We start from the raw sequence: 22,130 nt of genomic DNA, 5'->3' as shown, positions 1-22,130 counted from the left end.
GGCCCCGGCCGATCCGCGTCGAACGGTCTGACCAGCCGTCGTGAACTTCACAGAAAGGCCCCTGCATGCCGCACGCCACACAGCACGCGGACGTCGCCACCGCGGAACTCGACTCGGCCCTGCGCGGTGGCCCCTTCCACGTCGCCCTGCGCGCCGCGATCGCCGCTCGCGGTCTACCGCTGCAGCGCGTGCAGCACCATCTGTCGCGCCACGGGGTGAGGGTGGGCGTCACCAGCCTGAGCTACTGGCAGCAGGGCGCCCGCCGCCCGCAGCGACCCGAGTCGCTGCGGGCGGTGCGAGCCCTGGAGGAGATACTCCAGCTGCCCGAGGAATCGCTGATCCGCCTGCTCGCCGAGGCCGAGGAGGACTCCCCCGAGCGGCGGCCCGCCGCCCGCTCCTACCGCGCCCACCTGGAGGCTTCGGGGGTCCTGGACCGCCTGCTGGCCGAACTGGACCAGCCGTCGCCGGACAGCGGGGTGCACATCCTCGGCCACCACGAACTGATCCGCGTCGGAGCACACCGGGAACTGGCGGGACGCGAGTCGCACCACATCGTCCGCGCCCACCGCGACGGCGTCGACCGCTTCGTCGCCGTCCACTACGGCGATCCGGGATGCGCTCCCGCGCGGATGACCGTCCACGCGCTGGAGAACTGCCGCACGGGACGCGTCCGCACCCACCACGACACCGGTCTGCTGGTGACCGAGGTGCTCTTCGACACGCGGCTGCGCGCCGGGGACACCCATCTCTTCCGCTACGGCGTGGAGGACGGCACGGCGGGGGTGTCACGGGAGTACGTCCGCGGGTTCGGTTCGGCGGGCGGGCAGTACGCGCTCCAGGTGCGGTTCGACGCCGCGGTGCTGCCGGTGCGCTGCCACCGGTTCACCCAGCACTCGCCGGCGGCACCGCGCGGCGGCCGGCAGGAGCTTGCCCTCAGCGGCCGGCATCACTCGGTGCACCTCGTGGAGCCGCGGGCGCGGACCGGGATGCTGGGGATCGGGTGGGACTGGGAGTAGGCGGGCGCGGGCGGGCAAGGTGAGCCGGCGGCTCCTCGCCCGCCGCGGTCAGGTCCCGGGGCTCGCGACGATGCGGCCCTGCTTCACCTCGACCGGGAGTTCGATGAGCGGCGAGGTCGCCGGGGCGTGCAGCACCTCACCGGTCCGGGCGTCGAACTCGCTGCCGTGACAGGGACAGACCAGCTTCGTGCCCTCCAGCTTCTTAATGGGGCACCCCGCGTGCGTGCAGACCGTGCTGAACGCCTTCAGGGTGCCGTCCTCGGCCCGGCTGACCACCACGTTGCCGTCGGGGTAGAGCTTCGTCGCGCCCTTGGCGACCTCGCCCTCCGCTCCCAGCTCGACGGGCGCGGTGGGCCTGGCCGGGGCGGCGCCGTCGTCGCCCGGTGAGCAGGCGGCCGCCGCGAGTCCGGCGACGGGCGTGAGGGCCGCCGAGCGCAGGACGGTACGGCGGCTCGGGGCAGGGCGGCCAGGCATGGGTTCTCCACTGTTCAGGGGGCGTGCAGGGCGACGATATCCGGCGGGCGGGGCCGCGCTTCGGGGCGGGTGGGGGTGTTCGGAACGGCGGCGTAAACGTTTGCGCAAGCGTTTACGCCGACCCGGCGCATGGGGTACGGTCCCGGCCGACGCACGCACACGCGGCACGGAGCCGGTGCGCGGCGATACGGAGGTGGGGAGGCCGATGCCGACCATGGTGGACGTCGCACGGAGCGCCGGAGTCTCCGTGGCGACCGTCTCGCACGTGCTCAACGACACCCGTCCGGTCCTGCCCGCCACCCGCCAGGCGGTGCTCGACGCCGTCGAGGAGCTGGGCTACACCCCCAACACGCTGGCCCGTTCCCTGGTGACCTCCCGCACCCGCTCGATCGGGCTCGCGGTGTCGGCGATCAGCAACCCGTACTTCACGGAGATCCTCCAGGGCGTCGAGGCCAGTGCGCTGGAGCACGGCTACAGCCTGCTCATCGCCGACCCGCACGACGACCCCGGGCACGAGCGCAAGGTCGTACAGCTGCTGCACGAGCGGCGCGTGGACGGCATGATCGTCGCGCCCTCCGCAGAGCCGGGGGACCTGGTCGCCTATCTCGGGCGCCACCGGGTGCCGGCCGTGTTCCTCGACCGGGTGGTCGAGGTGCCGGAGGGCGACGGCGCGCCGCGCTTCGACCAGGTCTGCGCGGAGGGCGCCGAGCCGACGGCGCTGCTGGTCGGCCATCTCGCCGGACTCGGCCATCGCCGCATCGGCCTGGTCGCGGGCAGGCCGGGGCTCAGCACGACGCGTGAGCGGATCACCGGGTACCGGCACGGCCTCGCGGCAGCCGGGCTGCCCTACGACGACCGCCTGCTCGTCCACGGCGACTCCGAGGCGGACGGCGGCGAAAGAGCCACCGCGGCCCTGCTGTCGCGGGCGGTGCCGCCCACCGCGCTGGTCACGGCCAACAACGCGATGACCATCGGAGCGCTGCGTGCCCTCCGCGACCGGGGCCTGTCCGTGCCCGGCGACCTCGCGCTGTGCTGCTTCGACGACTTCGCGTGGGCCGACCTCTTCACACCGCGCCTCACCGCCGTCGCCCAGCCCAGCACGGACCTCGGTGCGCAGGCCGTCCGGCTGCTGCTGGAACGCCTCGCCGCGCCGGACCGGCCCGCCCGGACCGTGCGCCTGCCCTGCACCTTCGTCCACCGCACGTCCTGCGGCTGCCCCGAGCAGACCGAGCACGCCCACGTCACCGCTCACGAAAGGACCCTCCCGTGATCGTCGTCGCCGGTGAGGCACTGATCGACCTGGTACCGCAGGGCACGGGCGCCCTCGCCGCACTGCGGCCCGCCCTCGGTGGTGGCCCGTACAACACGGCCGTCGCACTGGGCCGCCTCGGCTTCCCCACCGCCTTCTGCTCCCGGGTCTCGTACGACGCCTTCGGCGAGGCACTCCTGGAACGGCTGCGGGAGACGGGGGTGGACGTCGCGCCCGTGCAGCGCGGGACCGAGCCGACGACGCTCGCCGTGGCCTCGGTGGACGCGGAGGGGTCGGCCGCGTACTCCTTCTACGTGGACGGCACGGCGGACCGGCTGTTCGGTGAGCCCGCCGGCCTGCCGCCGGGCACCCGGGCGGTGTCCTTCGGGACCTGCTCGCTGGTGCTGGAGCCGGGTGCGAGCGCCTACGAGGGGCTGCTGCGCGAGACGGCCGCGCGGGGCGTCTTCACGGCGCTGGACCCGAACATCAGGGCCGGACTGATTCCGGACCCGGACGCCTACCGGGCCCGGTTCAAGAGCTGGCTGCCGTCCGTGTCGCTGCTGAAGTTGTCCGAGGAGGATGCCGCGTGGCTCGGCGGCACGCCCCGGGAGTGGCTGGCGTCCGGACCGGCGGCGGTCGTGGTCACCCGGGGCGGCGCCGGGCTCACCGCGTTCACCCGCGACGGGGGCGAGTACGCGGTGCCGGGCGAACGGGTCGAGGTGGTGGACACGATCGGTGCGGGCGACACGGTGAACGCGGCACTGCTGCACGGCCTCGCGGCACGCGACGCCCTCGACCCCGACGGCCTGGCCGCCCTGGGACCGGAGGGATGGACGGGGCTGCTGGGCTTCGCCGCCCGCGCGGCCGCGATCACCTGCTCCCGCGCGGGCGCCGAACCGCCGTACGCCCACGAGATGACCGCCTGACGGCGCAGGACCGTGTGACGGCGCATGACCGTCCGACCGCGCGCCCGGCGGGCGCGGACCGACCAACGCGGGTCGTCAAGCCCGCGGGCGCGCCCGCCCGGCCGGCCCGGGGCCGCATGTGCGAAGCGCCGGAGCCCACGGAGATCGTGGGCCCCGGCGCTTCGATGTCGGCCGGTGCGGCGCCGGACTCGGCTCAGGCCTTGCTCGTCCGCGTCGTCTTCTTCGCGGTGGGCTTGGCGGCCTTCTTGGCCGTCTTCGCGGCGGAGGTCTTCGCGGTGGTCTTCTTCGCCGCGGCCCCCTTGGAAGCGGCCTTCTTGGCGGCCGTGTCCGCGACCGACTTCGTCGCGGTCTTCTTGGCGGTGGCCTTGGACGCCACCGTCTTCGCCGCCGCCTTGCGCGGGCTCCGCACGGAGGACGCGTCGCTGATCCGGTCGGCACCGAGGACGTCCCGCAGGAACTTGCCGGTGTGGCTGGTGGCAACCCCGGCGACCTGCTCGGGCGTGCCCTCGGCGACCACCAGGCCACCGCCGGCACCGCCCTCGGGGCCCATGTCGACGACCCAGTCGGCGGTCTTGATCACGTCGAGGTTGTGCTCGATGACGATGACCGTGTTGCCCTTGTCGACCAGGCCGGCCAGGACCGTCAGCAGCTTGCTGATGTCCTCGAAGTGCAGACCGGTGGTCGGCTCGTCCAGGACGTAGACCGTACGGCCGGTGGAGCGGCGCTGCAGCTCGCTGGCGAGCTTGACGCGCTGGGCTTCACCACCGGACAGCGTGGTCGCGGACTGGCCGAGCCGGACGTAGCCGAGGCCGACGTCCTTGAGCGTCTTCATGTGCCGGGAGATCGCGGGGACCGCCTCGAAGAAGTCGGTCGCCTCCTCGATCGGCATGTTCAGGACGTCGGCGATGGACTTGCCCTTGTAGTGGACCTCCAGGGTCTCCCGGTTGTACCGGGCACCGTGGCAGACCTCGCAAGGGACGTAGACGTCCGGGAGGAAGTTCATCTCGATCTTGATCGTGCCGTCGCCCGCGCAGTTCTCGCAGCGGCCGCCCTTGACGTTGAAGGAGAAGCGGCCGGGCAGATAGCCGCGGACCTTCGCCTCCGTCGTCTCGGCGAACAGCTTGCGGACGTGGTCGAAGACTCCCGTGTACGTCGCCGGGTTGGACCGCGGGGTGCGGCCGATGGGCGACTGGTCGACGTGCACGACCTTGTCGACGAGGTCGTCGCCGTCCACGCGCGTGTGGCGGCCGGGCACGCTCCTGGCGCCGTTCAGTTCGCGGGCCAGGTGCGTGTACAGGATGTCGTTGACCAGGGTCGACTTGCCGGAGCCGGAGACACCGGTGACGGCCGTGAAGACGCCCAGCGGGAAGGACACGTCGATGTCCTGGAGGTTGTTCTCCCTGGCGCCGTGCACCGTGAGCTGCCGGGACGGGTCGTGCGGGCGCCGGATGTCGGGCAGCGGGATGGCCTTCCTGCCGGACAGGTACAGGCCCGTCTGCGACTCGGCGTTGTCGAGCAGTCCCTTGAGGGAGCCGCTGTGCACGACCTTGCCGCCGTGCTCACCGGCGCCGGGGCCGATGTCGACGATCCAGTCGGCGACCTTGATGGTGTCCTCGTCGTGCTCGACGACGATGAGGGTGTTACCCATGTCGCGGAGCCGGACCAGGGTCTCGATCAGCCGGTGGTTGTCGCGCTGGTGCAGACCGATGGACGGCTCGTCGAGGACGTAGAGCACGCCGACGAGTCCGGAGCCGATCTGGGTGGCCAGCCGGATGCGCTGGGCCTCGCCGCCGGAGAGCGTGCCGGCCGCGCGGTTCAGCGAGAGGTAGTCCAGGCCGACGTCGACCAGGAAGCGGAGCCGCTCGTTGACCTCCTTGAGCACGCGCTCGGCGATCTTCTTGTCGCGGGCGCTGAGCTTGAGCTCGCCCAGGAAGTCGGCGCAGTCGCTGATGGACATCGCCGAGACCTCGGCGATCGACTTGCCCATGACGGTGACCGCGAGGACGAGGGGCTTGAGCCGGGTGCCCTCACAGGTGGGGCAGGGCACCTCGCGCATGTAGCCCTCGAAGCGCTCGCGGCTGGCGTCGCTCTCGGCCTCGCTGTGCCGGCGCTTGACGAAGGGGATGGCGCCCTCGAAGGCCGTGGTGTACCGGCGCTCGCGGCCGTACCGGTTGCGGTAGCGGACCTCGACCTGGGTCTTGTGGCCGTACAGCAGGGCCTTGCGGGCGCGCAGCGGGAGGCCCGCGAAGGGGATGTCCGTGCGGAAGCCGAGCGCGTCCGCGAGGGCGCCGATCAGTCGGCCGAAGTAGTCCTTGGTGTGCCCGTGCGACCAGGGGTGGATGGCGCCCTCGTCGAGGGACTTGTCCTCGTCGGGGACGATCAGCTCCGGGTCGACCTCCATGCGGGTGCCGATGCCGGAGCAGTCGGGGCAGGCGCCGAAGGGCGAGTTGAAGGAGAAGGAGCGGGGCTCCAGCTCCTCGAAGGACAGGTCGTCGTACGGGCAGTACAGGTGCTCCGAGTACATGCGCTCGCGCTCGGGGTCGTCCTCGGGGAGGTCGACGAAGTCGAGCACGACCATGCCGCCGGACAGGCCGAGCGCGGTCTCGACGGAGTCCGTGAGGCGGCGCTTGGCCGAGTCCTTGACGGTGAGGCGGTCGACGACCACCTCGATGGTGTGCTTCTCCTGCTTCTTCAGCGTCGGCGGGGTGGAGAGCTGGATGGTCTCGCCGTCCACCCGCGCGCGGGAGTAACCCTTGGTCTGGAGCTCCGCGAACAGGTCGACGAACTCGCCCTTGCGCTCGCGCACCAGCGGCGACAGCACCTGGAAGCGGCTGCCCTCCGGCAGCTCGAGGACCTTGTCGACGATGGCCTGCGGCGACTGGCGCGAGATCGGCCGGCCGCATTCCGGGCAGTGCGGCTTGCCGATGCGGGCGAAGAGCAGGCGCAGGTAGTCGTAGACCTCGGTGATGGTGCCGACCGTGGAGCGCGGGTTGCGCGAGGTCGACTTCTGGTCGATGGAGACCGCCGGGGACAGTCCCTCGATGAAGTCGACGTCCGGCTTGTCCATCTGGCCGAGGAACTGCCGTGCGTAGGAGGAGAGCGACTCCACGTAGCGCCGCTGGCCCTCGGCGAAGATGGTGTCGAAGGCCAGGGAGGACTTGCCCGACCCGGAGAGGCCCGTGAAGACGATGAGCGAGTCACGCGGCAGGTCGAGCGAGACGTTCTTCAGGTTGTGCTCGCGCGCGCCACGGACGATGAGACGGTCGGCCACGCCGGTCCGCACCTTTCTTGAGAGAAGTGACAGGGGCGAGGCCCCCGTCTTTTCTCAGACTAGGGGGAGCCACTGACAACGCCGGTCGGATTCACCGGTTGTCAACAAACCCCGACTTCCCAGCATGCCCGACGCCGCCTCCGACCTTATAGCACGTGCATTCGAATTGCGGGCGTCGTCCACGACCTTCACCCGAAGGTGTGGCCCGGTCTAGGGTCAGCACCATGATTGATCACGCTCATGACCTGGCGTCTGTACGTGAAGCGACCGAGCGGCTGCTCACCGCGGTCGGGAAACTGGACAACGCGTCCGTGACGGAGTCGTCACGGCTTCCCGGCTGGACCCGCGGCCACGTGCTCGCCCACCTCGCCCGCAACGCCGACGCCCTCGTGAACGTCCTCGAAGGACGCCCCATGTACGTCTCCGGCGAGGCCCGGGACGCCGACATCGAGCGGGACGCCCCGCGGTCCCTCGACGCCCAGCTCGCGGACGTCCGCGAGAGCGCGGCCGGGTTCCAGGCGGCCGGTGCGGCTCCCGCGGACTGGTCCCGCACGGTGGAGCTGCGCAACGGTGTCACCGACTCCGCGTCCCGGGTGCCGTTCCGGCGGTGGGTCGAGGTGGAGCTGCACCACGTGGACCTGGGCATCGGGTACGAGCTGGAGGATCTTCCGGCAGAGTTCACCGGGCGCGAGACCGACTTCCTCGCCGCCCGCTTCAGTGGGCACCCGGACGTGCCGCCCACCCGGCTGACCGACGGTACGCACGCGTGGCGCACGGGCCGTGAGGCGGACGCACCGGAGGTGACGGTGACGGGTTCCCCGGCCGACCTGCTCGGCTGGCTCGCCGGGCGCCGAGAGGGCACGGCGCTCACGGTGACGGGCGGCCCGCTGCCGGAACTCCCGCCGCTGTAGCCCGTACACCGCGGTCCGCGGACCGCATCCCGGAGCTAGGCTGGCCGTCATGACGTACAGCGGAGAGGTGACGGTCGGCGGGCCCGCCGACGTGCACGAGCTCAAGGACCTGATGATCACCAAGGTCGCGGTCGGCCCGATGAACAACAACGCCTACCTGCTGCGTTGCCGGGCCACCGACGAGCAGCTGCTGATCGACGCCGCCAACGACGCGCACACCCTGCTGGGCACGATCGGTGACGACGGCATCGCGTCCGTCGTCACCACTCACCGCCACGGCGACCACTGGCAGGCACTCGCCGAGGTCGTCGCCGCCACCGGCGCCCGCACCCACGCCGGGCGGTACGACGCGGAGGGCATCCCGGTGCCGACCGACGTCGCGGTCGACGACGGGGACACGATCCGGGTGGGGCAGGTGGAACTCACCGCACGCCACCTGGTCGGCCACACGCCGGGGTCCATCGTCCTGGTGTACGACGACCCGCACGGGCACCCCCATGTGTTCACTGGGGACTGCCTCTTCCCGGGCGGTGTGGGCAACACACACAAGGACCCGGAGGCGTTCGCGAGCCTGCTCCGAGACGTGGAGACGAAGGTCTTCGACGTGCTCGCGGACGAGACGTGGGTCTATCCCGGGCACGGCAACGACACCTCGCTCGGCGCGGAGCGGCCGCACCTGCCGGAGTGGCGCGCTCGCGGCTGGTGACCGACGGAAACGCGGCGCGGACACCCCGCGCTCGGAACCGGCGTGCGCGCCCCGTGTGACGCGTTCGCACACACCGGTGCTCTTCGCGCGCTCCCCGCCGGCCGGCGGGGACGGTCCACTGGAGGCAGCCCCGCGCGGGATGACGGCTCCCGTGCGGTACGGGCCGCCGGTCTCCCGAGTCCCGCCCCCGGCCGGCGGCCCCGGCGGGCTCAGGTCCGGGCCTGTCCCGTCCCGGCCAGCGCGGCGACCCGCTCCACGGCGAACGCGTATCCCTGCACACCGCACCCCGCGATGACTCCGTCGGCGCGCTGCGAGACGTAGGAGTGGTGCCGGAACGGCTCGCGCTGGTGGATGTTGGAGATGTGGACCTCCACCACGGGCAGCCCGTCGCAGGTGTTGAGCGCGTCCAGGACGGCCACGGAGGTGTGCGAGTAGGCGGCGGGGTTGATCACGATCCCGCAGTGGTTCAGCCGGGCCTCGTGGATCCAGTCGACCAACTCGCCCTCGTGGTTGGACTGGCGGAAGTCCACCGTGCCGCCGTGTGCCGCCGCCGTCTTCACGCACAGTGCCTCGACGTCGGCGAGGGTGTCGGAGCCGTAGATCTCCGGCTGTCGCTGGCCCAGCAGGTTCAGGTTGGGGCCGTTGAGGATCATGATCGGGGCGTTGGCCAGGGTGCGGGGCACGGTTCCTCCGGTCCGTGAGGGTGCGGCGGCCCTTGCGCGACCGCTGCTCGGCCCCCGGTCTATCACGGCGCCCCGACCGGCCGTCCCCTCCGTCTACGGATTGATCGCGAGCTCCAAGTACGCCGCGAACAGCACCAGGTGGACTCCTCCTTGGAGGGGGGTGGCCCGCCCGGGCACGATGGTCAGCGAGGCGACGACCACGGTCAGGGCGAGCAGCACCATGTGGATGGCGCTCAGGCCCAGGACCAGCGGCCCGGTGAGCCAGACGGAGGCCAGGGCGACCGCGGGAATGGTCAGGCCGATGCTCGCCATCGCGGAGCCGAGGGCGAGGTTCATGCTGGTCTGCACCCGGTCGCGGCGCGCGGAACGCACCGCGGCGATGGTCTCGGGGAGCAGCACCAGCAGGGCGATGATGACGCCGACCACGGCATGGTGCAGCCCGGCGGCCTCCACTCCGTCCTCGATGGTCGGCGACACCCCCTTCGCCAGTCCGACGACGCCGATCAGCGCCAGGGCCAGCATCACCAGGCTGATCAGGGCGGTACGGGCGGACGGTGCGTGGGCGTGCTCCTCGACCGTGATCACTTCGCCGTGCCGGGTGATCGGCAGGAAGTAGTCGCGGTGCCGCACGGTCAGGGTGGCGATGAACAGGCCGTAGAGGATCAGCGAGGAGAGCGCCGCGAAGGTGAGCTGCACGGTGGAGAACTCCGGGCCGGGCGCACTGGTGGTGAACGTGGGCAGCACCAGGCTGAGGGTGGCCAGGGTCGCCACCGTCGCGAGGGCGGCGCCGGTGCCCTCGGGGTTGAACACGGCGATGCCGTGCCGGAGGGAACCGACCAGGAGGCTGAGGCCCACCACGCCGTTGCAAGTGATCATCACGGCGGCGAAGACCGTGTCCCTGGCCAGGGTGGCGCTCTTGTCGCCGCCGTCCACCATCAGCGTCACGATGAGCGCGACCTCGATGACCGTCACGGCGACGGCGAGGACCAGGGAACCGAAGGGTTCGCCGACCCGGTGGGCCACGACCTCCGCGTGGTGCACGGCGGCCAGGACGGCCATCGCGAGGACGACCGTCATCAGCGCGACCAGGGCTCCGGGCAGATCGCGTCCCCAGGTGAGGATCAGCAGCACCACCGCGGCCATCGGACTGAGGGCCGTCCACTGCGTGATGAGCTCCCTGGGACGCGTGATCATGCGGTGATCGTCGCAGAGGGCGACGCACCCCGCATTCTCTGTCACACGGACCGGCGAACGGGGAGCGGCGGGCGGCTCTTCGCCGCCCGCCGCTCCCGGTGGTGGTCGTCTACGACCGGCCTACGACCGACAGGGGATCGGACCGTGTCCGGTCACGCTTCGACGCTGTCCTTCTTGGCGTCGTCGCTCCCGGCCACCGCTTCCGCCTCGGCCTGCTTCTTGGAGGCCCGCAGGCTGGTGATCGTGGTGATGATCAGGACGGAGCAGATCACGCCGAGCGAGACCGGAATGCTGATCTCGGGAACGTGCACCCCGGACTCGTGCAGGGCGTGCAACACCAGCTTGACGCCGATGAAGCCCAGGATGACCGACAGGCCGTACGAGAGGTGGACCAGCTTCTTCAGCAGACCGCCGATGAGGAAGTACAGCTGGCGCAGACCCATCAGGGCGAACGCGTTGGCCGTGAACACGATGTACGGGTCCTGGGTCAGACCGAAGATCGCCGGGATGGAGTCGAGCGCGAAGAGCACGTCGGTGGTGCCGATCGCGAGCATCACGACCAGCATCGGGGTCATGATCCGCTTGCCGTTCTCCTCGATCCACAGCTTGGTGCCGTGGTATCGGTCGGCGACACCGAAGCGGCGCTCGGCGGCCTTGAGGAGCTTGTTCTCCTCGAACTCCTCGTCCTCCTCGTCGGCCCGGGCCTCCTGGATGAGCTTCCAGGCGGTCCAGATCAGGAAGGCACCGAAGATGTAGAAGACCCACGCGAAGCTGGCAAGGATCGCGGCGCCCGCGGCGATGAAGATCGCCCTGAGGACCAGGGCTATGAGGACACCGATGAGCAGCACGCGCTGCTGGTACTGCGAGGGCACCGCGAACTTCGCCATGATCAGGACGAAGACGAACAGGTTGTCCACGCTGAGGGACTTCTCGGTGATGAAGCCCGCGAAGAACTCGCCGGCGGGCTGGCCGCCGCCGAAGAGGAGCAGGCCGACTCCGAAGAGGCCCGCGAGGACGATCCAGACGACCGTCCAGATCCCCGCTTCCTTGATCGATACGTCGTGCGGCTTGCGGCCGATGAAGAAATCGACCGCGATGAGGGCGGCGAGGCCCACGATGGTCAGGACCCACAGGGTCACAGAAACTTCCACTACGCCTCCGGCAGTGCGTCACACGGCAAATGTCAGCGTCGTCGCTGCCGGAGGTCTCTTCCACCCCGGATATCCGGAACGCGCGATGCGTCCGCGGAAACCCACGGGCCGACGCCCCGGGATCTGGCCTGATCCGTATTGACGGGGTCGCCGCACAGACAGGGAGTACTCCCCTCCGTACGGACGACAGTACCCCATTCCCCAAGGGAAGGTAAAGAGATTCGCAAATTACGCTCAAAAGCCCAGCTCGGGGGCCTTTACCCGCCCCACGGACGGCGGGCCGCCGCGACCTGAGCGAGGACCTGCTGGAGCACCTGGCTGCCGGGCGGCACGAGCGCCGGCTCGTACGTCCACGCATGCCCGACCCAGGGGTCGGCCAGGTGGTCGTCGGGCACCGGTGTCAGCCGGAGCAGGGAACGCCACAGCGGGTCCAGCAGCGGCCCGTACCCCGCGGACTCCTCCCGGTCGGCGACCATCATCAGGTGGACGCCGACGGCCGGCCCCTCGTCGGCGAGGTAGCGCAGCTGGTTCACCGCCCGGTCGTCGAAGCCGTGCGGGAAGTCGTTGACGATCAGGAGTTGCTGGGAGGTGTCTACACCGGGCGGCAGCGCGTCGGGAGCACCGCCGCGCAAGGCCATCTGCACCAGGTCGACGCGCTGGGTGAGGCGGGCCAGGACGTCCGCCGTCCCTGCCGCGCCGAGTGCGGGCGGGGCGGCGAGCACTCCGGTCTGCACGAGGGGTGCCAGCGGCTGAGCACCGGATCCGGCCGGGTCGATGACGTGCACGGTGAACTCGCCCGCCGGGTACACGGCGAGCAGCCGGGCCGCGTGCGCGACCGCCGTCTCCAGGCCGAGCCGCCGCGTCTCGTGGGAGTCCGTGACCGAACCGTCGAGCGAGGCGGAACGCCCGCTGTCGATCCACAGACCGCGCTCCAGTGGCAGCCGCATCAGCAGCGGGATGCGTACGCGGTCGGCCTCCGGCAGATGGAGATCGCCCAGCCGCAGGGCCATCGGTATCTCCATGGGGACGCGGTAGGCGTGCCAGACCGGGTTGTCCCAGCGCGCGAACGCCGCGGGCAGGGCGGGCTCGACGACCTCGGCCTCGGCGACCAGCTGGGCGACGTCCCGGTCCAGGACCTCCCTGGCCTGGGAGACCAACTGGTCGTGCCGGGCACGTGCCGCCTCGCGGGCGGCGTCTCCCTGTCCGCCGATCCGGCTGCGCGGGTCGGAGAGGGCCTGGTCGAGTTCCTTCTCCATGCGCGAGTCGGCGAAGTCGACGGCGCTGCGGTACGCGGCCGTGGTGCGGGACAGGTCCTCGAACATGCCCCACACCTGGTTGTAGAGCCGCTCCTCCATGGACCAGCCGGTGGCGTCACCGGCGACGGGCCGGGCGGGCCGGCCCGGTTCGGCCGGGGGCACGGCCGGCGGGGGCGGAGGCGGGGCCGCGTTCTGGCGGCGCGGGTGGCTGTAGTCGATCGGGCCGCCGCCGGCGGGCGTGGACGCCTGGCCGGCCGGTGCGGGGTCGCCCGTGCCGCCCAGGTACGGCTGCTGCGTCCCATGCTGTCCCGGCCCGCCAGGTGTCTGCGGGCCGGCGGGGCCCTGGGTGTCGTACGGGGACACCGGCGGTACGGGGCCGGGAGTGCCCTGGGGTGCGGCGCCGTGGTCGGGACCGTGCGCCGGGGCGGCGGTCTGCCGGGGGCGGTCGGCGTCCGCGGCGCGGGCCGGAGGGGCCGGCACCGATCGGGCCAGCCCGCGCGCCACCGCCTCGTGGATGGTCCCGGCGAGCTGGTGGGCCTGAGGCAGGTTCTGGTCGGTGAGCAGTTCGGCGAGGCCGCCCGCGTAGCCCTGGCCGACGGCGCGCACCTTCCACGCGCCCTGGCGCCGGTAGAGCTCCAGGGCGACGAGCGCGGACTCGCGGTCCAGGCCGGTGACGGTGTAGCTGGCGACTTCGTCGCCGTCGAGGTCCGTGACCGCCACGAAGGGGGCGGCGACGGCTCCGAAACGGACCGGGCCCTGCCCTGCGGCGGGCAGGGCGAGCAGCACGCTGACGCGGTGCACGGTGTCCGGGAGTGCGTCCAGGTCCACCGCGAGGCGGTGGTCGGCGGCCGCCTGCCGGGAGACCTCCAGGCCCGGCAGGGTGGGGGTGCCCGGGTGGGCCACCCACTCGACCCCGTGGACCGCGCCGTTCTCATCGCCGAGCGTGGCTCCGGCCACGATCGGCGTGCCGGCCGAGACCCGGATCTCCAGACGGGTCCGGGGAAGCGGGTGGTTCTGTCCCCGCGTCAGCTCGGCCGTCATCGCCTGTCCCCCTGTGTCACTCGTGCGTCACTCGTGATGTGCCGTGCGGCGCTCGTCCGTCCCGCTGGGGGGACGGGGTGTTCGGCCGGCCCCTCGCGGGACCGGCATTCCGGCTTCGTCGCTCGTCAGAGGACCGGCAGGATCGCCGGCATCAGGTCCTGGAAGGTGCGGCCGTTGGCCGGGGTACCGATGGCGGTCATCGACCAGCCCTGGCCCGCGCGGTGCACCTTGGCCATGATCTGCGCCGTGTAGGCGCCGCCGCCGGCCAGCGTGTAGCGGGCGAGTTCCTGCCCGTTGGTCTCGTCGACCAGGCGGCAGAACGCGTTCTGCACTTCCTGGAAGGTCTGGCCGGTGAACGAGTTCACGGTGAAGACGATCTGGTCGATGTGGACCGGGATGCGCTGGAGGTCGACGAGGATCGCCTCGTCGTCGCCGCCCTGGCCGACACCGCCGACCAGGTTGTCCCCGGTGTGGCGGACCGAGCCGTCGTCGCTCACCAGGTGGCGGAAGAAGACGACGTCGACCGGCTGCTTGTCCGCGAAGAGGACCGCGGAGGCGTCCAGGTCGATCTCCCGGGTGCGGGAGCCGAACAGGCCGCGCCGGGGAGCCGCCTGCCAGCCGAGACCCATGCGCACCGACGTCAGGCTGCCGCCGTCGTTCTTCTGCAGACTGATGGCCTGACCCTTGGTCATGTTGACGGTCACGCGCTGATCCCCTCTCGAACTGTCCCCTGTTGCCGCGGAGCCCGCGGTTGACCTGAACCCTACGCAGGGGCACTGACAGTGCCCCACCCCGGTCCGCACTTTGTGTCGGTCTTGCAACACAGCGCGTGCCCGGCCGGGCCCTCAGGCCAGGCCCGCCTCCTTCATCTGACGCAGTTCCTTCTTCATCTCGGAGACCTCGTCGCGCAGCCTGGCCGCGATCTCGAACTGGAGGTCGGCCGCGGCCGCCCGCATGCGGTTGGTCAGTTCCTCGATCTGTTCGGCCAGCTCCGCGGCGGGACGGTCGGTCGGCACCGTCTCCTTGGTCTTGCCCCTGCCCTTGGCCGGTTTCGCACCTGCCGCCTGGCCGCCGAGGGAGGGCACGGGGGCCTTGGCGCCCTTCCCCTCCTTCACCTGGCGGTAGCCGGAGCCGAGCAACTGCTCGGTGTCGACGTCCTCGCGGGCGATCTGCGCGACGATGTCGTTGATCTTCTTGCGGAGCGGCTGCGGGTCGATGCCGTTCGCCTTGTTGAACGCGACCTGCTTCTCGCGTCGGCGGTTGGTCTCGTCGATCGCCTTCTCCATCGCCGGCGTGATCTTGTCGGCATACATGTGGACCTGGCCGGAGACATTGCGCGCCGCGCGGCCGATGGTCTGGATCAGCGAGGTGCCGGAGCGCAGGAAGCCCTCCTTGTCGGCGTCGAGGATCGCCACCAGGGAGACCTCGGGCAGGTCGAGGCCCTCCCGCAGCAGGTTGATGCCGACCAGGACGTCGTACTCACCGGCACGCAGCTCACGCAGCAGTTCGACGCGGCGCAGGGTGTCGACGTCGCTGTGCAGGTAGCGGACCTGGATGCCCAGTTCCAGGAAGTAGTCGGTGAGGTCCTCGGCCATCTTCTTGGTGAGGGTGGTGACCAGGACCCGCTCGTCCTTCTCGGTCCGCTTGCGGATCTCGTGCACCAGGTCGTCGATCTGGCCCTCGGTGGACTTGACGACGACTTCCGGGTCGACGAGGCCGGTGGGGCGGATGATCTGCTCCACGGCGCCGTCCGAGCGGGAGAGCTCGTAGGCGCCCGGGGTCGCGGACAGGTAGACGGTCTGTCCGATGCGCCCCTGGAACTCCTCCCACTTCAGCGGGCGGTTGTCGAGCGCGGAGGGCAGCCGGAAGCCGTGGTCGACCAGGGTGCGCTTGCGGGAGGCGTCGCCCTCGTACATCGCGCCGATCTGCGGCACGGTGACGTGCGACTCGTCGATGACGAGCAGGAAGTCGTCCGGGAAGTAGTCCAGCAGCGTGTTCGGCGGGGAGCCGGGGAGGCGGCCGTCGAAGTGCATCGAGTAGTTCTCCACCCCGGAGCAGCTGCCGATCTGGCGGAGCATCTCGAGGTCGTACGTCGTGCGCATCCGCAGTCGCTGGGCCTCCAGGAGCTTGCCCTGCTTCTCCAGCTCGGTCAGGCGCTCGGCCAGCTCCTTCTCGATGTCGTTGGCCGCCCGCTCCAGGCGCTCGGGGCCCGCGACGTAGTGGGAGGCGGGGAAGACGTAGAGCTGCTGGTCGTCGCTGATGATCTCGCCGGTGACCGGGTGGAGGGTGGACAGGGCCTCGATCTCGTCACCGAACATCTCGATGCGGACGGCGAGCTCCTCGTAGACCGGGAAGATCTCGATGGTGTCGCCGCGCACGCGGAAGGTGCCGCGGGCGAAGGCCATGTCGTTGCGCGTGTACTGGATGTCGACGAAGCGGCGCAGCAACTCGTCCCGGTCGTGTTCCTCACCCACCCGGAGGGGGACCATGCGGTCCACGTACTCCTGGGGTGTGCCCAGGCCGTAGATGCAGGAGACGGAGGCGACCACGACGACGTCCCGGCGGGTGAGCAGGGAGTTGGTCGCGGAGTGCCGCAGCCGCTCCACCTCCTCGTTGATCGAGGAGTCCTTCTCGATGTAGGTGTCCGACTGGGGGACGTAGGCCTCGGGCTGGTAGTAGTCGTAGTACGAGACGAAGTACTCGACGGCGTTGTTCGGCAGCAGTTCGCGGAACTCGTTCGCCAGCTGGGCGGCCAGGGTCTTGTTCGGCGCCATGACCAGGGTGGGCCGCTGGAGCTTCTCGATCATCCACGCGGTGGTGGCGGACTTGCCGGTGCCGGTCGCGCCGAGCAGGACGACGTCCTTCTCGCCTGCTTCGACTCGCCGGGCCAGCTCGGCGATGGCCGCCGGCTGGTCGCCGTTCGGCTGGTAGGGGCTGACGACCTCGAAGGGCGCCACCGTGCGTTCGATCTGGGAAACGGGCCGCATGGGTTCCACCGTACGACCCCGCACTGACAACGGGTCCGGATCAGCGGTTCTGCGGGGTGCGGGAGCGCCGGTGGGCGAGGGGGCGGCGCAGGTGGCGGGCCGGGTGACGGGCCGGACGGTGGATCGTGCGCGGGATCTCGGAGTGGGCGGGGATGCCGGGCTTCCGCTCGACGGGCGGGGCGGCGGGCTGGCCCATGACCATCAGCGGGTCGAGCAGAACGACGACGCCGGCCAGGACGAGGAAGGCGAGGGGCCCGATCAGCATCGGGGCGAGGAGCTCGGCGGGCGACCCCCCGACACTGGGCTCGGACGTGCCGCTGACATGGACGTCGAGGGCGGCCATGCCCGTGTAGTGCATGCCGGTGACGGCCAGCCCCATGATCAGGGCGGCACCCACGCTCCACAGGAAGCCCCGGACCTGTCCGGCCGCCCACAGTGCGGCGGTGGCGGCGGCCATGGCGATGACGACGGACACGGACACGGTGAACGTGTTGTAGGTCAGCTGTCCGTCCAGGTGCATCCCGGCCATACCCAGGTAGTGCATCGAGGCGATCCCCAGACCGGTGACGGTGCCGCCGGTGAACAGGGCGGTCCCTCGGGCGCCGCGGTAGCCGACGATGAAGATCCCGATCCCCACCATCACGATGGCGACGGCCAGGCTGGCGAAGGTCATCAGCCAGTCGTAGCGGATGGGCGTGTGCTCGATCGTGAACCCCATCATCGCGATGAAGTGCATGGTCCAGATGCCGGAGCCGATCGCCGCCGAGCCCAGGGCGAGCCACCCGGGGCGCCAGGAACGGGTGACCAGCATGGCCCTCGTGGTGCAGCGCAGACCGAGGGCACCGCCGAGGCACGCCATGAGGTAGGCCACCAGTGGTGTGACGAGTCCGTAGTTGAATCCGTCGACCGTGCCTTGCATCTGCGGCTGCCCTTCCGCCTTCTTACGCCCCGGTGGAGTCCCGGATTCTTCTGATGTGCACCCTTTCGCGGGCCTGAGCGAACGACCGGGGCCGAGGCAGAGAGTATGACGCCCACCGGAATGGTCGAACGATTCTCCGGCAAAGAATCACGGCCTCGCCCCACTTGTGCCGCCCTGGTGAGCGTAGTTGAGCAACTCCATTCAGCCAGTGGCCATTCTGCACCCCCCTTCCGTTGACTCTCCGGTGTCACAGTGGAGCTGTCCGTGATCGCTCGACGCGAGGAGTACGCATGCACGTGCGCACAGTTGCCGTCACGACCACCGCGCTTCTGGGCGTCGCCCTGACGGCGCCCCTCTCGCACGCCCGTGACACCGGGACCGGCGACGACGGGCCCACGGTCGTCGCGCACCGGGGAGCTTCGGCGTACGCGCCGGAGAACACGCTGGCCGCCGTCGACAAGGCGGCCCAGCTGGGCATCCGCTGGGTCGAGAACGACGTCCAGCGCACCAAGGACGGCGAACTCGTCGTCATGCACGACGACGACCTGCGGCGCACCACCGACGTGGAGGAGGTCTTCCCCGACCGGTCCCCCTGGAAGGTGAAGGACTTCACGGCCGCGGAGATCGCGCGGCTGGACGCGGGGAGCTGGTTCGGGTCCCGGTACGCGGGCGCGCGCGTGCCGACGCTGAAGCAGTACGTGAACCGTGTGGAGCACAACCACCAGAAGCTGCTGCTGGAGCTGAAGAGCCCCGGCCTGTACCCGGGCATCGAGCAGCAGACCCTCAAGGTGCTTGCCAACGAGGGCTGGCTCGACCGCCGCCATGTGACCGGCCGGCTGGTGGTGCAGAGCTTCAGCGCGGACAGCATCCGGACGGTTCACGAGCTCAAGCCCGCCGTCAAGACGGGCTTCCTCGGCACGCCTCTCGTGTCCGACCTGCCCGAGTACGCCGAGTTCACGGACCAGATCAATCCCTCGCACGGCTCCCTCTCCTTGTCCTACGTGGCCTCGGTACACGCGTTCAAGGGGCCGCACGGCAAGCGGATGGAGGTCCTGACCTGGACGGTGGACACCGCTGCCGCCGCCCGGCGGGCGGCCGGGTACGGCGTCGACGGCATCATCACCAACAAGCCGGACGTGGTGCGGGACGCCGTCGGCGAGGACGCGGACCAGTTCGCACGCTGACCCCCGTCATGCCCGGGACGGACCGGCCGCGCGGGCCGCTGTCCCGGGCATTGTCAGTGGCCGGCCGTACCGTGGGCGCATGGACAGCCCTGGGCAGTACGAACAGCGGGTCGTGTGGACCGTCGTCGGCACCGGCATCGGCCCGCTGATGCTGGCCGCCACCCCCGACGGCCTGCTCAACGTCGTGTTCCACGCCACCGACGCCGCCCGCGGCCGGGCGCTCGAACGGCTCGCGGCCCGGCTGGGCACGGAGCTCGTGGAGGCCCCCGGTTCCCCGCTGCTGGCCGAGGCGATACGCCAGGTGGCGTCCTACTTCGCCGGGGCCAGGCGGGACTTCGACCTGCCGCTGGACTGGTCGCTGATCTCGGGCTTCAACCGGGAGGTACTGCGTGAGCTCGCCTCCGGCGTCCCGTACGGCTCGGTCGTCGGTTACGGCGACCTGGCCGGCCGGGTGGGCCAGCCGGGCGCGGCCCAGGCGGTCGGCCTGGCCATGGGTGCCAATCCGCTGCCGGTCGTCGTGCCCTGCCACCGCGTGGTGGAGAGCGACGGGGGCATCGGCGGGTTCGGCGGCGGGGTGGAGACCAAGCGGCGGTTGCTCGCGCTGGAGGGCGTGCTGCCCGAGCCGCTGTTCTGAGCGCGCGATGCCGGCAACGGGCGGAGCTAGTCGTAGTGCCTGGCCTCGATGATGTTGCCGTCCGGGTCGCCGAAGTAGAAGCTGCGCCGGGCCATGCCGCGGGCGCCGTAGGAGTCGTGGGAGAGCTCCGAGACCGGGACCGACTGCTCCTCCAGGCGTGCGCGCAGCGCGTCGAAGTCGTGCGCGGGCAGGGACAGGCAGACGTGGTTGACGGGATGCCCCGCGCTCTCGTCGGCGCCGGGTACGACCCGCATGCGTGCCGCGAGGGAGAGCGGCGCGAGATCGAGGATGGTCTCCTCGTTGAGCCGTACGGAAGGGAAACTCACGGTCCCCGCCGCGTACTCGGTGAGCCGCAGGGGCTCCAGCCCCAGGTTCTTCTCATAGAACCCGGCCGCGGCGACCGGGTCGCGGACCCAGAGCACCACGTGGTCGAGCCGTGTCGTGTTGTCCGTCATGGTCCCCAGGCTGGTGCCCTCCGCCGGGACCCGCAAGAGGCCGGTGCGGCTCCTCGGGGGTTTGACCCGGTCCGTCGCCCGCCAGGGATGAGGGAGACCGGAGCCGAGGGAGACCGTCCTACAGGAGGCAGGCGCGTGATGCTGGTGGTGTCGGAAGAGGTACGGACGGCGATCGACGCGGGTGAGCCCGTGGTGGCCCTGGAGTCCACGATCATCGCGCACGGGCTGCCGCGCCCGCGCAATCTGCTGGTGGCCGGGGAACTGGAGGAGGTGGTCCGTCGGGAGGGCGCCGTCCCGGCGACGATCGCCGTCCTGGACGGGCGGCCTCATGTGGGCCTCGACAAGGAGCAGCTGGAACGGGTCGCCAACGAGGACGGCATCCGCAAGCTGGGCCACCGGGACCTGCCGCTCGCGGTGGCGGCCGGAGCGAGCGGCGCGACCACCGTGTCGGCGACCGCGCTCCTGGCGGCTCTGGCGGGCGTGCGGGTGTTCGCGACCGGTGGGCTGGGCGGTGTGCACCGGGAGTGGACGGTGACGCAGGACGAGTCGGCCGACCTGGGCCTGCTGGCGCGCACCCGGATCACCGTGGTGTGCGCAGGGGTGAAGTCCATCCTGGACGTACCGGCGACCCTGCAAAGGCTGGAGACGCTCGGCGTCTCGGTGGCGGGCTACGGCACGGACCGCTTCCCCGGCTTCTACCTGTCCGACTCCGGGCACCCGGTGGACTGGACGCTGGACACCCCGGAGCAGGTGGCGGCGGTCATGCGGGCGCAGGACGCGCTGGGCGGGCCGCGGTCCGCGTTCGTGGTCGCCAACCCGGTTCCCGAGGAGGAGCAACTGGATCCCGCGCTGCACGCACGCGTGCTGGACGACGCGCTGCGCGCGTGCGAGGCGGAGGGGGTGACCGGGCAGGCGGTGACCCCGTTTCTCCTCGACCACTTGGTGCGCCACACCGACGGCGCCTCGCTGAGCGCCAATCTGGCGGCGGTGCGCGGAAACGTACGGTTGGCGGCCCGTATCGCGACGGCCTGGGCCCGGGCATGAGCGTGCGGCCGGACGGGGCGTTGCTGGTCGTCGGCGATGTCGTCACGGACGTGGTCGCACGCCCCCGGGGGCCGCTGGCCGCCGGTACGGACACGGCCGCCTCGATCCGTCGCCTGCCGGGCGGTGCGGGTGCCAACGTGGCCTGCTGGGCGGCCTGGGCGGGGTACGGGAACGTCCGGCTGCTGGGCCGGGTCGGCGCCGACGCGGCCGACTGGCACGAGCGGGAGCTGACGGCCTGTGGGGTGCGTCCGCTCCTGGTGGTCGACCCGTCGACGCCGACGGGGACGGTGATCTGCCTGGTCGACGCGGGCGACTCGGCCGAGCGGACCTTCCTCACGGACAGCGGGGCTTCGTTGCGGATCGGGCCGGGCGACTGGTCGGACGCTCTGCTGGACGGCGTCGCCCGACTGCACCTCTCGGGCTACCTCCTGTTCGCGGAACCGAGCCGCGCTCTGGTGTCGGTCGCCCTGGCCGCGGCACGCGCGCGCGGCGTGCCGGTCAGCCTGGACCCGGCCTCGGTGGGGTTCCTCGCCGGGCTGGGCGTGGACCGTTTCCTGGGTCTGGTCGAGGGGGTGGACGTCCTGCTGCCGAGCCGTGACGAGGCGTGCCTGCTGACCGGGCTGCCCGATGCCGCGGACGCGGCGGCCAAGCTGAGCCGGCACGTTCCGCTGGTGATCTCCAAGCAGGGGGCGGAGGGCGCCCTGGTGGCCCGGGCCGGCGCCGTGTGCGCCCGGGTCCCCGCAGTGCCCGCGTCGCCGCGGGACAGTACGGGCGCCGGTGACGCCTTCACCGGCGCGTTCCTCGCCGCGCTGCTCGCGGGCGCGACGCCCGAGAAGGCGGCGGCCGCGGGGTGCCGGGCGGGAGCGACGGCGGTCGAACGGGTCGGCGGGAGACCTCCGCGGGCGGCCGGATGGTCAGCGGCGGAGACCCGGCAGGCATGAGTGCGTGCTCCCCTGTGCCGTGGGCGGGCCTGAACCGGCCACCCGGGCCGACGCGGCTGACGGGCCGACGTCGTTGACGGGCCGACGT

19 protein-coding genes are annotated in these 22,130 nt (G+C 71.4%); 9 read left to right on the top strand and 10 right to left on the bottom strand.

Going from position 1 to position 22,130, the window contains the following annotated elements; all coding sequences use genetic code 11:
• The first annotated feature begins 65 nt into the window (after nucleotides 1-65).
• A complete protein-coding gene (locus ACGF3J_RS28100) occupies nucleotides 66-1,016 on the top strand; it encodes a hypothetical protein (protein ID WP_161327440.1) in 951 nt (316 codons plus the stop codon).
• A 48-nt stretch (nucleotides 1,017-1,064) separates the two neighbouring features.
• Here ACGF3J_RS28100 and ACGF3J_RS28095 read toward each other — a convergent pair whose 3' ends face one another.
• Entirely contained in the window at nucleotides 1,065-1,490 is a 426-nt protein-coding gene (locus ACGF3J_RS28095; RefSeq protein ID WP_161327439.1) for a Rieske (2Fe-2S) protein, read from the bottom strand.
• A 205-nt stretch (nucleotides 1,491-1,695) separates the two neighbouring features.
• On the opposite strand from ACGF3J_RS28095, the gene ACGF3J_RS28090 reads away from it, so the two are divergent.
• Nucleotides 1,696-2,760: a LacI family DNA-binding transcriptional regulator gene (locus tag ACGF3J_RS28090; protein WP_161327438.1), complete on the top strand. Its 1,065-nt coding sequence runs from the start codon at nucleotides 1,696-1,698 to the stop codon at nucleotides 2,758-2,760.
• Nucleotides 2,757-3,665 (top strand): carbohydrate kinase, encoded by a 909-nt coding sequence (locus ACGF3J_RS28085; protein ID WP_161327437.1) that lies wholly within the window; start codon nucleotides 2,757-2,759, stop codon nucleotides 3,663-3,665. Before ACGF3J_RS28090 ends, ACGF3J_RS28085 begins: the two co-directional genes overlap by 4 nt.
• A gap of 193 nt (nucleotides 3,666-3,858) precedes the next feature.
• On the opposite strand, the gene uvrA is transcribed toward ACGF3J_RS28085, so the two are convergent.
• The gene (uvrA, locus tag ACGF3J_RS28080) at nucleotides 3,859-6,936 is read right to left on the bottom strand and encodes an excinuclease ABC subunit UvrA (protein ID WP_161327400.1); all 3,078 of its coding nucleotides are present in this window, start codon (nucleotides 6,934-6,936) and stop codon (nucleotides 3,859-3,861) included.
• Nucleotides 6,937-7,160: 224 nt separating this feature from the next.
• Here uvrA and ACGF3J_RS28075 point away from each other — a divergent pair, with 224 nt between their 5' ends.
• Nucleotides 7,161-7,847, top strand: coding sequence for a maleylpyruvate isomerase family mycothiol-dependent enzyme (locus ACGF3J_RS28075; protein ID WP_161327399.1), 687 nt, complete (start codon nucleotides 7,161-7,163; stop codon nucleotides 7,845-7,847).
• Between the two features lie 49 nt (nucleotides 7,848-7,896).
• Nucleotides 7,897-8,553: an MBL fold metallo-hydrolase gene (locus ACGF3J_RS28070; protein ID WP_161327398.1), complete on the top strand. Its 657-nt coding sequence runs from the start codon at nucleotides 7,897-7,899 to the stop codon at nucleotides 8,551-8,553.
• Between the two features lie 209 nt (nucleotides 8,554-8,762).
• Here ACGF3J_RS28070 and aroQ read toward each other — a convergent pair whose 3' ends face one another.
• The 7 genes from aroQ to ACGF3J_RS28035 all read right to left on the bottom strand — a co-directional run bounded on the left by aroQ (nucleotide 8,763) and on the right by ACGF3J_RS28035 (nucleotide 17,784).
• Nucleotides 8,763-9,236, bottom strand: a complete 474-nt coding sequence (gene aroQ / locus ACGF3J_RS28065; protein WP_161327397.1) for a type II 3-dehydroquinate dehydratase — start codon at nucleotides 9,234-9,236, stop codon at nucleotides 8,763-8,765.
• A 93-nt stretch (nucleotides 9,237-9,329) separates the two neighbouring features.
• Entirely contained in the window at nucleotides 9,330-10,430 is a 1,101-nt protein-coding gene (locus tag ACGF3J_RS28060) for a calcium:proton antiporter (protein WP_161327396.1), read from the bottom strand.
• A 152-nt stretch (nucleotides 10,431-10,582) separates the two neighbouring features.
• On the bottom strand, nucleotides 10,583-11,581 hold the full coding sequence (locus ACGF3J_RS28055; RefSeq protein ID WP_161330122.1) for a TerC/Alx family metal homeostasis membrane protein: 999 nt from the start codon (nucleotides 11,579-11,581) through the stop codon (nucleotides 10,583-10,585).
• A 257-nt stretch (nucleotides 11,582-11,838) separates the two neighbouring features.
• Nucleotides 11,839-13,878: a TerD family protein gene (locus tag ACGF3J_RS28050; RefSeq protein WP_161330123.1), complete on the bottom strand. Its 2,040-nt coding sequence runs from the start codon at nucleotides 13,876-13,878 to the stop codon at nucleotides 11,839-11,841.
• A 125-nt stretch (nucleotides 13,879-14,003) separates the two neighbouring features.
• The gene (locus ACGF3J_RS28045) at nucleotides 14,004-14,582 is read right to left on the bottom strand and encodes a TerD family protein (RefSeq protein WP_122615064.1); all 579 of its coding nucleotides are present in this window, start codon (nucleotides 14,580-14,582) and stop codon (nucleotides 14,004-14,006) included.
• 141 nt (nucleotides 14,583-14,723) lie between these two features.
• Nucleotides 14,724-16,865: an excinuclease ABC subunit UvrB gene (uvrB, locus tag ACGF3J_RS28040; protein WP_161330124.1), complete on the bottom strand. Its 2,142-nt coding sequence runs from the start codon at nucleotides 16,863-16,865 to the stop codon at nucleotides 14,724-14,726.
• Nucleotides 16,866-16,905: 40 nt separating this feature from the next.
• Nucleotides 16,906-17,784, bottom strand: coding sequence for an MHYT domain-containing protein (locus tag ACGF3J_RS28035; RefSeq protein ID WP_161330125.1), 879 nt, complete (start codon nucleotides 17,782-17,784; stop codon nucleotides 16,906-16,908).
• A gap of 290 nt (nucleotides 17,785-18,074) precedes the next feature.
• Between ACGF3J_RS28035 and ACGF3J_RS28030 the strand changes: the two genes are divergently transcribed.
• Nucleotides 18,075-18,968 (top strand): glycerophosphodiester phosphodiesterase family protein, encoded by an 894-nt coding sequence (locus tag ACGF3J_RS28030; RefSeq protein WP_161330126.1) that lies wholly within the window; start codon nucleotides 18,075-18,077, stop codon nucleotides 18,966-18,968.
• Between the two features lie 79 nt (nucleotides 18,969-19,047).
• Nucleotides 19,048-19,602, top strand: coding sequence for a methylated-DNA--[protein]-cysteine S-methyltransferase (locus tag ACGF3J_RS28025; protein ID WP_161330127.1), 555 nt, complete (start codon nucleotides 19,048-19,050; stop codon nucleotides 19,600-19,602).
• Nucleotides 19,603-19,628: 26 nt separating this feature from the next.
• Here the strand turns inward: ACGF3J_RS28025 and ACGF3J_RS28020 are convergent, their stop codons facing one another.
• Nucleotides 19,629-20,057 (bottom strand): VOC family protein, encoded by a 429-nt coding sequence (locus tag ACGF3J_RS28020; RefSeq protein WP_161330128.1) that lies wholly within the window; start codon nucleotides 20,055-20,057, stop codon nucleotides 19,629-19,631.
• A 135-nt stretch (nucleotides 20,058-20,192) separates the two neighbouring features.
• Between ACGF3J_RS28020 and ACGF3J_RS28015 the strand changes: the two genes are divergently transcribed.
• Entirely contained in the window at nucleotides 20,193-21,101 is a 909-nt protein-coding gene (locus tag ACGF3J_RS28015; protein WP_161330129.1) for a pseudouridine-5'-phosphate glycosidase, read from the top strand.
• Entirely contained in the window at nucleotides 21,098-22,042 is a 945-nt protein-coding gene (locus tag ACGF3J_RS28010; RefSeq protein WP_161330130.1) for a carbohydrate kinase family protein, read from the top strand. The genes ACGF3J_RS28015 and ACGF3J_RS28010 overlap by 4 nt, the downstream gene beginning before the upstream one ends.
• Nucleotides 22,043-22,130: the final 88 nt, after the last annotated feature.

It is taken from the genome of Streptomyces sp. NPDC048171 (assembly GCF_043202655.1).
Taxonomy (GTDB): Bacteria; Actinomycetota; Actinomycetes; order Streptomycetales; family Streptomycetaceae; genus Streptomyces.
Note: the sequence above shows the minus strand (reverse complement) of the source record. Positions and strands in the feature narration are given on the sequence as shown.